Raw genomic sequence first — 11,981 nt, 5'->3', positions numbered from 1 at the left:
GGTGAGGAAGCGGCGCCGTGCTCCCCCCTTCTCCGTTACCCGGCAGGCGGATAACAGAGTAACGTGCCGCAGGCACGTGGGGGAGCCCTCGGTGCAGACCAGGGTTACCCCTGCTGCCAGCCTAAGAATTGATCGTACTTGCGCAGCGCGATGCGGTAATTATTATTTCCGGCATCCGGCAGATCGCTTTCCAGACACTGATGCCAGCTCTCTCCCTTAAGCCTGTCGGCGGGGAAATTTTTGGCTTTGAGCATCTCATCCAGCCGACGCAGCCGCACCACATATTCGCGAATCGTGCTGGGGCTCATTTCTGTCTGTTCAAACAGGTACTGTTTAAACGCCATAATGTCGAAATAATTCGGATGAGTATTGCAAAAAATATCGCTGCAGAAGCGACAGAGCGCGGTCAGCTCTGGCTGAAGCTTCAGCCACAGTTGTTCATCAATCATCTGGTCCATCCGAGCGATGGCCTCTTTATTGATGATCTGACCACGAAAAACGAGCGCCATTCGATCTAATACCTTGCCACAATGCGAACAGTTGCTCTGGCTGTGTTTATAGTCTTTAAGATAACGACTTAACGGTCTGGCCTTGGTCTTGGCTCCCATTACTGAGTCCCCGGTTTCTTATATTTTTGAATCGCCAGGAACTGATACTGCTAGCGCGCTCCCGTAAGCCGGGCCCGCAGGCGTTTAATCGCCTGACTGTGCAGCTGACTGACGCGGGATTCACCCACATCAAGCACCGCGCCAATCTCTTTCAGGTTCAGTTCTTCCTGGTAGTACAGTGTCAGCACCATCTTTTCACGATCGGGTAACGCTTCGATCGCTTCAATGACGCGCTCACGCAGACTCCCTTCAAGCAACTGATGAAGCGGATTAGCCTCCTCATGGCCTTCCGTCACCAGCTCCGCACTGTCGCCGTGCTCTTCCCGATACTCGTCGTAGGAGAAAAGTTGACTGTTGTTGGTGTCCAGCAGGATCTGCCGGTACTCCTCCATGGAAACGTTCAGCTGCTGCGCCACTTCCTGCTCGGAGGCGGAACGCCCCAGCGACTGTTCTACCTTGTGCATCGCTCCGGCCACCTCACGCGCGTTGCGGCGCACGCTGCGCGGTGCCCAGTCCCGACTGCGAAGCTCGTCGAGCATTGCGCCACGAATACGCTGTACGGCGTAGGTGGTAAAGGCTGTTCCCTGTAGCGCGTCATAACGCTCTACGGCATTCAACAGCCCTATCCCCCCGGCCTGCAGCAAATCGTCAAGTTCAACGCTGGCCGGCAGGCGAACCTGCAGACGCAGCGCTTCATGGCGCACCAGCGGCACGTAGCGCTGCCAGAGCGAATGCTTGTCCATCACGCCTTCGGCGGTATAGAAATCGTTCACGTTGACTACCCTGCGTTAATGATGTTATCGGCATGATTATCCAATTCTGTAGCGTTTTCGATTGGAGGAATAGGCGGGGTAAAACGAGGCTATTTCACTTTTGTTACTTCAGAATGCAGATCCTTCTGCACTCTTCAGCGGGGATTATCGACGGGCGCGCAGCCGTTGCCGCGTGGCGGGTGGCACCGCAGCCCACAGGCTGCAAATCCGGCCATCCAGTTCCTGATACCAGGGCGAAATATGTTGTTGTGCATCCTCGCCGGGATGCACGGTGATCTGTCCCGACTCACCATCAATGCTAATCAATCGGTTAATAAACAACCGCTGCAAATCACTGCGTAAAAACAGGCCGTTATCGATGCTGTTGTCCGCCACCAGCCCGTCATCGCTCTCCTGGGTGTCGATATGGCAGGCTTCGACCCAGGGCCAGCTATGCCGTTCGGTCAGCTCTGTGCCGGTCATGACACAGGCACCGTAGCGGGCTTTTACACCGGCGATAAACTCCGCCTGGCTGGCCCGCTGCAGCACCCGCGCCTTGACGCGTCGTCCGACTTCCGTCCCCGGCATCACCGCCGCAGGCACCTTGTGCTCTGGCGTACTCAGCACCACGATAAACTGGATAGTCTGCGACTGCGGAAAACAGGGGTTCGCCTGCGGGTTAAAGAGCTGCCAGTAGGCCTCATCCTCATCCTGATGCATCATCACCAGTTTATAGCCGCGACTCTGCAGCAGATTCTGCGCCGTAGCAGATTGCGGATCGATCATGGCAAAAACCTGACTGCTGCCCATCACTTTCCACAGGTTGTCGCGCTTTTCGTTCTCGCTGCGGCGGAAATAGAGGAAAGAGAGATTCTGCTTCAGATAGTGCTCAAAGCGGCGCAGGTAATTCTTGCGCTCGTTATCACTGGAGATAAACAGCAGATCCTCCAGCGGGCTGTTGCTCTCTTCCTGGGCGAAGACCGCGCGTATCTTCAGGGTTCGCAACCCGGTTGAGGGACTCAGCAGTGCACGTGCCGTCAGCTCTTTTTCATCAGGGTATTGCTGGGCATAACGCCGGGCGATCTCTTCAAACGTCAGCCGCTCACCCGGCAGCAGGTCATAGTTGAAGCGCATAGACACTCCACAAAAGTTAACATCGAAAGTTATAGTGTTCTGTGAAGAGTTATCGGCAAGCGTGGCGGGAACTGTAACGGGCGGGGGAAGTTGTGGGGTAATAAAGTACCGGCAGAGGCGACTTCAGGCTCAGTGCATTCTCCGGCTTTCAGCCCGGCGCAGGAGAAAAAGATCAAAAAAAACCCTGCCGAAGCAGGGTTTTGAATTTTGACAGAAGCGATTAGCCCTGCAGCAGAGACAGAACCTGCTGTGGAACCTGGTTCGCTTTGCCCAGCACGGAGTTACCAGCCTGCTGAACGATCTGCGCTTTAGACATGTTTGACACTTCAGTCGCGTAGTCAGCATCCTGAATGCGAGACTGTGCTGCAGACAGGTTGGTGGTGGTGTTGTTCAGGTTAGTGACCGCTGAGTTCAGACGGTTCTGTACCGCACCCAGGCTTGAACGGAAGTTATCAACAGATGCGATAGCTTTGTCCAGCAGTGCCAGTGGGTTAGCAGTCGCTGAACCTTTGTGAGCGTTAGCGTTAGCTGCGTCAGCGATGTCGCCGATGTTGCTTGCAACACCAGTAGTACCACCTGCGCTACCATTGACAATTGCGCCTGCTGCGGTGTTGTAGTCTTTGCCCTGAACAGTCACATAACCCTGAGCTGCGCCAGTTGAATCTGCACCAACTTTAACGAACTGACCAGACATGGTACCAGCAGTCACGCCGTTAGCTGAGTCGGTGTAAGAGACGTCAGTGGTGTTCAGTGAAACGTTACCTGTCGCGTCATCAACAGAAACGGCGTAGTTGTCGTTGCCAGAAGAAACAACGTAAGTTGCAGTGGCTGCGCCAGCTGAAGTCTGTACGTTTCTCAGTGACAGTGAGCTTGCATCTACTTTCAGAGCAGTGGCAACAGCTGACAGGTTAACATCTTTCAGTGAACCGCTTGCGCCAACCTGAGTGATTGCATCGCTGGTTTTCAGTGCGTTTTTAGAGACGCCGAAACCTGACAGACCCAGAGTTGAAGAGTCGATTTTCTTCAGGTCGATGTCGATAGTCTGACCGTCGTTAGAACCAACCTGGATAGACATTTTGCCGTCTTTAGCCAGTACGTTCACGCCGTTGAACTGAGTCTGACCAGAAACGCGGTCAATCTCGTCCAGACGGGATTTGATTTCGTCCTGGATTGAAGAGAGGTCAGAATCAGAGTTAGTGCCGTTCTGAGCCTGTACGGTCAGTTCACGAACACGCTGTAAGTTGTTGTTGATTTCTGACAGCGCGCCTTCAGTAGTCTGCGCAGCAGAGATACCGTCGTTGGCGTTACGGGCAGCCTGAGTCAGACCTTTGATGTTAGAGGTGAAACGGTTGGCAATCGCCTGACCAGCAGCGTCATCTTTCGCGCTGTTGATACGTAAACCAGAAGACAGACGCTCCATTGAAGTAGACAGAGCTGACTGGTTCTTGTTGATGTTGTTCTGAGTGATCAGCGAGAGGCTGTTGGTGTTAATGACTTGGGCCATGATAAATTTTCCTGTTAATCAAGTCTTTCGGTTAAGGTGTGGGCTTCAACCCGCCGGCTTCAGCGCCGTCAAAGTTGTTATCGTCTGTCGTCAAACAACCTTTAGAATTTTTTTAGTACCAGGCGAAATTTTTTGCTTCTGCCTGTCACGTTTGAGGTTATCGCCACCCTTTCCGACTTCTTTAGGCCTGATTCATTAATTTTCTAGCCGCTGAATTACCCTTCTCTATAGTCCTTATTTAACTCATTACCCTAAGGCAAATACCTTTAAACTTTCCGCATTCAAGGCCGATAACCCAGCTATTCACTTTCCCTGTCGACCTTATAAAGGAAGAACCATGGCTAGTTTTAGCAATCTCGGTGTGGGTTCCGGCCTGCCACTCAGTACCATGCTTGATAACCTGCAGACCGCTGAAAAAGCGGCGCTCAAACCGATTTCAACACAGCAGTCTGCTTATACTGCCAAGCTCAGTGCCTACGCCACCATGAAGAGCGCATTGACGACCTTCCAGACTGCCAACACCAAGCTGAACAGTGCCGACCTGTTTACCGCGACCACCGCGACCAGCAGCTCAACGGCATTCAGCGCCACGACTTCTGGCAGCACCGTGGCGGGTAAATACTCTATCAGTGTAACCCAGCTGGCGCAGGCGCAGGTGCTGACATCAGCAGTGCAGAGCAGCAACACCGCCGCACTGGGCGACAGCTCCGCATCCAGCCGCAGCATTGCTATCACCTTAAAAGATGGCACCAGCAAAAGCGTGACGCTGAGCAGCGATCAGACTTCGCTGACCGGCATGCGTGACGCGATTAACGGCGCAGATGCCGGCGTCACCGCGACAATTATCAAGGTGTCAGATGGCAGTTTCCGCCTCTCCATGAGCGCCAACAAAACCGGCAGCGACAATGCGGTGACGAAGATTGCCGTGACCGGTGATGACACCCTGCAGGGGATCGTGGGCTATGATGCCTCCGCCAGCAGCAATGCGATGACGCAAAGCGTCCCGGCGCAGAATGCCCAGCTGACCGTTAACAACGTTGCAATTGAGAACAGCAGCAACCAGATCAGCGATGCGCTGGAAGGGATTACCCTGAATCTTACCGCGCAGACCACTGGCGCCCAGACGCTAACTATCGCCAAGGATACGTCCAAAGCCTCCAGTGCCATCAGCAGCTGGGTTGATGCCTACAATACGTTGCTGGATCAGTTTAATACCCTGACCAAATACACCCAAGTGGATACCAACACCGATTCGCAGGACTCCAGTAATGGCGCCCTGCTGGGTGACAGTACCCTGCGGACCATTGAGACTCAGCTGAAGAGCATGCTGACCAATGCGCAGAGCACATCTGCCTATAAATCTCTGGGGCAGATTGGCATTACCACCGATCCTCAAACCGGCTCTCTGGTCATTGATTCCACCAAGGTGAGTGCCGCACTGGATAAAGACGCTGCAGGCGTCAAAGAGATGATTGTGGGTGACGGTAAGACCACCGGCATTACCACCAAAATTGCGACTAGCGTTACCGGATGGCTCTCATCCACAGGAATCGTTCAGTCTGCTACAGATGGCGTGAGTAAGACGCTGAAAAACCTGACCGCCCTTTACAACACCACCAGCGACCGCATCGACGCGGATATCGCACGCTATAAAACGCAGTTTACTCAGCTGGATCTGGCTATCAGTAAACTTAACTCAACCAGTTCTTATCTGACGCAGCAGTTCGATACGTCAAGTTCTTCTGATAAATCATAGGAGTGACCATGTACACCGCTACAGGCACCAAAGCCTATGCAAAAATTGGCGTCGAAAGCGCCGTGATGAGCGCCAGCCAGCAGCAACTGGTCGTGATGCTGTTCGACGGCGCACTGAGCGCGCTGATCCGCGCCCGTCTGTTTATGCAGGATGGCAATATTGAAGGTAAAGGCACCTCAATTTCTAAAGCTATCAATATTATCGAAGCTGGTCTGAAAGAAGGGCTTGCTGAAAACAGTGGTGACGAACTGGCAGATAACCTGCTGGATCTTTACAACTACATGACGCGTCGCCTGCTGCAGGCCAACCTGCACAACGATGTTGAAGCGGTCGGGGAGGTCGAAGGCCTGCTGCGCAACATCGCGGACGCGTGGAAAGAAGTGGTTCAATCTAACCTGATTCAGGACGCCGTTTAATGACTACTGCACCGCATCTGATTGCCGTTTACCAACAGTTACTCGATCTCAGCCAGGGCATGCTGCGTCACGCAGCACAGGGCGAATGGGATGAATTGATCAGCAGGGAGATGGAGTATGTCAGCGCGGTGCAGAATTTAGCCCAGTCGACAGATAAGGCCTCGCCGTCGGCGCAGACGCAGGAGCAGCTGCGCCCGGTGTTGCGGCATATCCTGGATAACGAAAGTGAAGTGAAACGTCTGCTGCAGGCGCGGATGGATGAGCTGGCCGCGCTGGTGGGTCAGAGCAGCCGCCAGAAATCTGTCATGTCCGCCTATGGTAACCAGGGCGGTGTGGTGATGGTGCCCCGCGAAACCCTCTCCTGATCCCCTGCTCTGCCACGCCGCCAGATTTATTTTTCTGCGCGGCGTCTCTTTTCTGCCGCTTACTCCATACTTGATTTTCATCATCCCCCCTGGAGAGCGGTACATGCAAAACCCAACGTTATTACAGTTTTTCCATTGGTATTACCCGGATGGCAGCAAACTGTGGCCTGAAGTCGCCGATCGCGCGGCGTGGCTCAGCGAAACTGGCATTACGATGGCGTGGTTACCACCGTGTTACAAAGGGGGTTCGGGTGGTTATTCTGTCGGTTACGACAGCTATGATCTTTTTGACCTGGGGGAATTCGATCAGAAAGGCGGGGTTGCCACCAAATATGGCGACAAACAGCAGTTACTGGCCGCCACAGAGGCGCTGCGCAGCCATAACATCGGGGTGCTGCTCGATGTGGTGGTGAACCACAAAATGGGCGCGGACGAGAAAGAGGCGATCAGCGTTAACCGCGTCAATCCGGACAACCGCGATGAAATTGACGATGAGGTCGTCGAGTGTGAAGCCTGGACGAAATTCACCTTTCCGGCGCGCGCCGGGGAGTATTCGAAATTCATCTGGGATCACAAATGTTTCAGCGGCGTAGACCACATCGAAAATCCGGACGAAAACGGTGTGTTCAAAATCATCAACGATTACACCGCGGAAGGCTGGAACGACCAGGTGGATAACGAGCTGGGTAATTTCGATTATCTGATGGGAGCCAACATCGATTTCCGCAACAATGCGGTCAGAGAGGAGCTGAAATACTGGGCGCGCTGGGTGATGGAACAGGTTCCCTGCACCGGTTTCCGCCTGGATGCGGTAAAACATATCCCGGCGTGGTTCTACAAGGAGTGGATCGACCATATTCAGGAGGTGGCTGAAGAGCCGATGTTTATCGTCGCTGAATACTGGTCGTTTGAAACGGAGAAGCTGCAGGAGTATGTGCATCAGGTGGAAGGCAAAACCATGCTGTTTGATGCCCCGCTGCATATGAACTTCCATCAGGCGTCAACCGCAGGCAGTGCCTACGATATGAGCCAGATTTTTGCCAATTCTCTGGTGGTCGCTGACCCATGGCACGCCGTGACTATCGTGGCGAACCACGATACTCAGCCGCTGCAGTCACTGGAGGCGCCGGTTGAAGCCTGGTTCAAACCGCTGGCCTATGCCCTGATCCTGCTGCGTGAACAGGGCGTGCCAACCGTTTTCTATCCTGACCTGTTCGGCGCGACGTACGAAGATGAGGGGGGTGACGGTGAAACGCACAAGATTGAGATGCCGGTGATCCCGGAACTCGAAGGCCTGATCCGGGCGCGGCAGCAGTATGGCTGGGGTGTTCAGACCGACTACTTTGATCATCCCAACTGTGTCGCCTTCAGCCGCAGCGGCACGGAAACCCAGCCAGGTTGCGTGGTGATTATGTCAAACGGTGATGCGGGTGAGAAAAGCGTGCCCATGGGTGAAGGCTTTGCCGGTAAGGTGTGGCGCGACTATCTGGGTAACCGTGAAGAGACAATCACCGCCGATGAGCACGGCACCGCAGTATTTGCCTGCAACGGCGGCAGCGTCAGCGTCTGGGTAGTGGCGGACTGATTTTCTGCTGACCTCAGTATGAAGCCCCGGCAGTCAGAGCATCAGGATGGCTCTGCCCTGCCGGGGCTGTTTTACAGGTGGGGTTATGACTGGGCGTTGTGCTCGGTAATCGATGTACGCAGCAACTGGGGTTCGATATTCTGGATCACCGTGGCTTTAGGTTGCTTTGCCATCTCCTCCAGCGCCTGCTGACACTCAACCGTCGGACGGGCCACTTTTCGCAGCGTCAGGCCATCGTAGCTAAGCTCGCCATTGTCGACATCCAGCGGCATCACACGCAGCTGACGTGTCACATTAACGTAGTCGCCATTCAGTCGGGTCAGCTTGCCGGGCTTGGCGATCACCCGCTGCCACTGACGGCAATCCAGCGTGCTGCCATCCGCATTAATAATGATGCTGCCTGTCGCCTGGCCGCTGATCAGACCGCTCTGCGGTCCGACGGTTTGCCAGTTGCCCTGCAAATCGGCGGGTGCCGGGGTCTGCACCGCATTTTCATAATCGTTGATTTGCGCACAGCCACCCAGTGCCAGCGCCGCAATCAGCATCCACTTTTTCATGTTTAATCCCTAAAATCGCGTTAATGGCGGCTACGTTATAATTTTTTCCCCGCGCTGCGCAAGGTATCTGACGGTTCGGGCTGCTGCTTCACCCGGATTGCACCCTATTTCTCACCTTATCCGTTACCGGTCATTCCCGGAACGGCTGTCTGCGGACGGCCCCCGCCGCGACATTCCGGCGCGACGGTGCCTGACAACCGTAAGACAACCCGTTACACTGGCGCGCTGCAACAGACTTTCAGGAACAGAATGATGAAAACCCCAGAAGCCTACTACGCGCAGGCACGCGAGATGTTTTTTACCGCCCACCCGGACTTTCAGGCTGCCCTTGATGAACTGACTGAGAGCGATGCCCGCGCGGCCAATCTCTCACTGCGAGAGCTGCGCGAATGGCATGCTGAACGCATCTATGCGGCCTTCCTGCGTCAGAAGAATCTGGATGGCATGATTTTTTCTATCCAGCTCGCGGAGCCGGATAAAGCGGTGGCGGCTGAAGCTATCGAGGCTTATCTCAAATCGCATGCTGCGTCACTGGGGATGAGCTGGGAAGAGTTCTGCATTAAAAACGAACTCTGATTGAGGCGACCTCTGAAGACGCGTGCCGGTTAATCTTCTTCAGAGGTCAGTTTCACCCTGCCCGCGCGTTCAGAGGGTCCTGCCCTTCACCTCAACATAACTGGCCACGGCCAGCAGACGATTAATGTGGGTCAGCAGCAGATCAACATCGGACTGCATAAATTCGGCTGAAGAGCGGGAGGCGGTGACAATCGCATCCTGTACGGTTTCGGTAATGGTCAGGGAGTTATCCTGTTTTGCCTGTACCAGCAGCGCCGCAACCAGCAGCGACTGGGCTTCAATCTGAGCGGTCAGCTCTTTCGCATCCACATCCATTTTCGCCAGCTTAAGCAGAATATCGATTACCAGTTGTCGCATCGCGCAGGCCTCCTGAAGAGTAAGCCGCCATTATGTCGCGATGCGCGCGCATTTTTCCAGCTGAAGATGGCGGCCCGGACGGCATAAAAATTTGCGTCAAAACCGGCGCTCAACCTTGCTACTGTTTTTATTTACAGTATTATAGATCAGCGATTTTGCCCTGAATGGATTGCCATCATGTTTGTTGAATTGATTTATGACAAGCGCAACGTTGCCGGTTTACCGGGTGCTCGCGAGATGATTCTTGAGGAGCTGGAAAAGCGGGTGCATCGGGTCTTTCCTGACATTGAAGTTAAGGTTAAGCCGATGGAGCGTAATGCGATTGACACAGATTTGAGTAAGAACGATAAAGCGACGGTTGCGCGTATCGTGGAAGAGATGTTCGACGAAGCGGAAATGTGGCTGGTGGCCGATTAATCCCTGATCGGCCACCGCATCAGTCAGCGGGAGAGGAATCAGCTCTCCTGCTCACTGTGATTAATTTCAATCTCAATATCCTGAATGGCGGCATCCAGGTCGTCCAGCAGTTTACCCTGTTTGTTGAGCAACGCGTCGATTCGGTCAGCGTTGGTCTTATCTTTATATTCACCGGCATCAAAGGCTAACCAGTGGCTGGAGAGGGTTTCAGTGTTGGTCTGCGCATAGTGGCGCATCTCTTTCAGCTGCGACGCTACGTCACGCAGATAATCGTTTTTAGTCTTGGTTTCGGTTGAATCGCTCATGCTAATTTTCCTTCTGGTCAGTTTTCCAAAGTGATTAGGCTTTGCGGTTCATCAACCAGCCAATCAGCGGGCCTGCATTTAAGATAGAAAATGTCGCCCGGAGATTTAAACGTAGTCGATAATAGCGAAGCCGCCCTAGGAATAATCGGAAGTTACGGCTATTGCCCCGTTTCGGCCGAAGGTAAATCGCCCTCTTTTACCACCTCTTTGACTTTGTTGACCGTTTTATCTGCTGTGCGATCGGGCAGCGCATCAAGCTTATGCTGCAACGCCGCAACCTGATCCGTGAGCAGATCGACTTTGTCCTCACGGCGGGCGGCGATGACCCGGTAATCCGCCCGGATCTCCTCCACCCGCTTATTTGCGGTGTTGCTGACATAGAGAAAAATGATGGTCATCAGGATGCAGATCATCGAACAGCTCAGCAGAATTCCGCCGAGAATCACTTTTCGCCGGTATGTCAGAACGGTCAAAGGACTATTTATCGGTGTCATCGCTGCGATCCTCCAGAGTTGAGATAAGCCGATCAATTTCATTACGAAACTTATCGTTCTGATCGGTTTCGGTCATTGCCAGTAAAATACCCACTGCGTTTTTGATTAACCGGAGATCGGTTTCAAGCGTGGCAATACGCCGCAGATTTCTGTCGTGCCGTTCGCGTAACTCATCATTCTCCTCCCGTATCAGCGCATTGCTCTCTTTCAGCAACACCACCTGCTCTTTGTAACTGGTAATAATTTCGCCGCCTGCCCGATTACTGGTCACGATTGAGGCGATACCCGCCAACAACGGTTTCCAGAAAAGTGCTGCGGCGCCCCCACCCAGAACTAACGCACCCATACTGGTAATCAGACTACTTTCCATGCCACACCCCTTTTTCCGGTAAGGTCTCTGGAACTCACGGCATACTTAACAGCCACCTTTTTGCCCACGAATTTAAGATTGCTTAAATACCAGGTTTAAGTATACTTAAGTCACTCTTAACCAAAAAGTCAAGCAGATGAAAAACGAAACCCTGGGTGATCGCATCCGACTCCGACGCAAGTCACTGCAGTTAACGCAGAAACAGCTGGCGCAGCAGGTAAACGTGTCCCATGTAGCCGTTTCACAATGGGAAAAAGAAGAGACCCTGCCGCGTGGCGAAAACCTGCTTCGGCTCTCTGAAGCACTGGGCTGCGCACCGGCCTTTCTGATAGAGGGTGATGGTCCTGTTTTCAGCGAAAGCGCCTGGGCCGGGCTGCACCAGATTCCTTTGCTGGCGCAGCGCGATGTGGCGCAATGGCTGAGTGATGCCGGTTCTGTCCGGCAGGATCGTCTGATGCATAACGATATGGCGCTGTCTCAGCAGAGTTTTGCCTTTCGGGTAGAGGATCAGTCGATGGCACCGGCGATTCTGCGCGATGATGTGGTGATTATCGATCCCAGCCTGTCACCGCAGCCTGGCGACAGCGTGCTGGCGCTACAGCAACAGGTCGCCCTGCTGCGAACCTGGCGTCAGCGAGGCAGTGAAGAGGGTGTCACGCAGTTTGAACTCGCGCCGGTCAATATCAATTTCCCTGAGCTGCACTCCCGGCGCGATAACCTGAAGCTGATTGGTACACTGGTCGAACTGCGCCGCTTTCGACAGCCATAAAAAAACCCGCCGGGTG

Annotated in this window: 16 protein-coding genes; 7 read left to right on the top strand and 9 right to left on the bottom strand. The window is 53.8% G+C overall.

The window, feature by feature from the left end; translation table 11 throughout:
• Positions 1–104: 104 nt before the first annotated feature.
• The 4 genes from fliZ to OXR04_RS02260 form a co-directional block, all read right to left on the bottom strand.
• On the bottom strand, positions 105–608 hold the full coding sequence (gene fliZ / locus OXR04_RS02275; protein WP_009089624.1) for a flagella biosynthesis regulatory protein FliZ: 504 nt from the start codon (positions 606–608) through the stop codon (positions 105–107).
• Positions 609–658: 50 nt separating this feature from the next.
• A complete protein-coding gene (locus tag OXR04_RS02270; RefSeq protein WP_058958307.1) occupies positions 659–1,381 on the bottom strand; it encodes an RNA polymerase sigma factor FliA in 723 nt (240 codons plus the stop codon).
• A 144-nt stretch (positions 1,382–1,525) separates the two neighbouring features.
• A complete protein-coding gene (locus OXR04_RS02265; RefSeq protein ID WP_009089620.1) occupies positions 1,526–2,494 on the bottom strand; it encodes an HNH endonuclease signature motif containing protein in 969 nt (322 codons plus the stop codon).
• Between the two features lie 220 nt (positions 2,495–2,714).
• On the bottom strand, positions 2,715–3,998 hold the full coding sequence (locus tag OXR04_RS02260) for a FliC/FljB family flagellin (protein WP_111208687.1): 1,284 nt from the start codon (positions 3,996–3,998) through the stop codon (positions 2,715–2,717).
• A gap of 337 nt (positions 3,999–4,335) precedes the next feature.
• On the opposite strand from OXR04_RS02260, the gene fliD reads away from it, so the two are divergent.
• The 4 genes from fliD to amyA all read left to right on the top strand — a co-directional run bounded on the left by fliD (position 4,336) and on the right by amyA (position 8,120).
• Positions 4,336–5,754: a flagellar filament capping protein FliD gene (gene fliD, locus OXR04_RS02255; protein WP_111208688.1), complete on the top strand. Its 1,419-nt coding sequence runs from the start codon at positions 4,336–4,338 to the stop codon at positions 5,752–5,754.
• Between the two features lie 8 nt (positions 5,755–5,762).
• Positions 5,763–6,170 (top strand): flagellar export chaperone FliS, encoded by a 408-nt coding sequence (gene fliS / locus OXR04_RS02250; protein WP_009089611.1) that lies wholly within the window; start codon positions 5,763–5,765, stop codon positions 6,168–6,170.
• Positions 6,170–6,535, top strand: a complete 366-nt coding sequence (gene fliT, locus OXR04_RS02245) for a flagella biosynthesis regulatory protein FliT (RefSeq protein WP_009089609.1) — start codon at positions 6,170–6,172, stop codon at positions 6,533–6,535. The genes fliS and fliT overlap by 1 nt, the downstream gene beginning before the upstream one ends.
• Before the next feature lie 103 nt (positions 6,536–6,638).
• Positions 6,639–8,120, top strand: a complete 1,482-nt coding sequence (amyA, locus tag OXR04_RS02240) for an alpha-amylase (protein WP_046102069.1) — start codon at positions 6,639–6,641, stop codon at positions 8,118–8,120.
• Positions 8,121–8,203: 83 nt separating this feature from the next.
• On the opposite strand, the gene yedD is transcribed toward amyA, so the two are convergent.
• Complete coding sequence (gene yedD, locus OXR04_RS02235; protein WP_009089605.1) at positions 8,204–8,677, bottom strand: lipoprotein YedD; 474 nt, start codon at positions 8,675–8,677, stop codon at positions 8,204–8,206.
• Positions 8,678–8,929: 252 nt separating this feature from the next.
• Between yedD and OXR04_RS02230 the strand changes: the two genes are divergently transcribed.
• Positions 8,930–9,253, top strand: a complete 324-nt coding sequence (locus OXR04_RS02230; RefSeq protein ID WP_009089604.1) for a DUF6388 family protein — start codon at positions 8,930–8,932, stop codon at positions 9,251–9,253.
• A 69-nt stretch (positions 9,254–9,322) separates the two neighbouring features.
• On the opposite strand, the gene iraP is transcribed toward OXR04_RS02230, so the two are convergent.
• Positions 9,323–9,610, bottom strand: coding sequence for an anti-adapter protein IraP (gene iraP, locus OXR04_RS02225; protein WP_267369163.1), 288 nt, complete (start codon positions 9,608–9,610; stop codon positions 9,323–9,325).
• A gap of 177 nt (positions 9,611–9,787) precedes the next feature.
• Here iraP and OXR04_RS02220 point away from each other — a divergent pair, with 177 nt between their 5' ends.
• The gene (locus tag OXR04_RS02220; RefSeq protein ID WP_009089600.1) at positions 9,788–10,027 is read left to right on the top strand and encodes a DinI-like family protein; all 240 of its coding nucleotides are present in this window, start codon (positions 9,788–9,790) and stop codon (positions 10,025–10,027) included.
• A 38-nt stretch (positions 10,028–10,065) separates the two neighbouring features.
• On the opposite strand, the gene OXR04_RS02215 is transcribed toward OXR04_RS02220, so the two are convergent.
• The 3 genes from OXR04_RS02215 to OXR04_RS02205 all read right to left on the bottom strand — a co-directional run bounded on the left by OXR04_RS02215 (position 10,066) and on the right by OXR04_RS02205 (position 11,196).
• The gene (locus OXR04_RS02215; protein WP_009089598.1) at positions 10,066–10,332 is read right to left on the bottom strand and encodes a hypothetical protein; all 267 of its coding nucleotides are present in this window, start codon (positions 10,330–10,332) and stop codon (positions 10,066–10,068) included.
• Between the two features lie 158 nt (positions 10,333–10,490).
• A complete protein-coding gene (locus OXR04_RS02210; protein ID WP_223815491.1) occupies positions 10,491–10,805 on the bottom strand; it encodes a hypothetical protein in 315 nt (104 codons plus the stop codon).
• 4 nt (positions 10,806–10,809) lie between these two features.
• Positions 10,810–11,196, bottom strand: a complete 387-nt coding sequence (locus OXR04_RS02205) for a hypothetical protein (protein WP_009089595.1) — start codon at positions 11,194–11,196, stop codon at positions 10,810–10,812.
• A gap of 136 nt (positions 11,197–11,332) precedes the next feature.
• Here OXR04_RS02205 and OXR04_RS02200 point away from each other — a divergent pair, with 136 nt between their 5' ends.
• Positions 11,333–11,965 carry a helix-turn-helix domain-containing protein gene (locus OXR04_RS02200; protein ID WP_111208690.1) on the top strand — a complete coding sequence of 211 codons (633 nt, stop codon included), beginning with the start codon at positions 11,333–11,335 and terminating at the stop codon, positions 11,963–11,965.
• The last annotated feature ends 16 nt before the right edge of the window (positions 11,966–11,981 follow it).

The sequence above is a fragment of the Pantoea sp. GM_Pan_3 genome (genome assembly GCF_026541045.1).
In the GTDB taxonomy this organism is placed as follows: Bacteria; Pseudomonadota; Gammaproteobacteria; order Enterobacterales; family Enterobacteriaceae; genus Pantoea; species Pantoea anthophila.
This window is presented reverse-complemented; position numbering and strand designations above follow the sequence as displayed.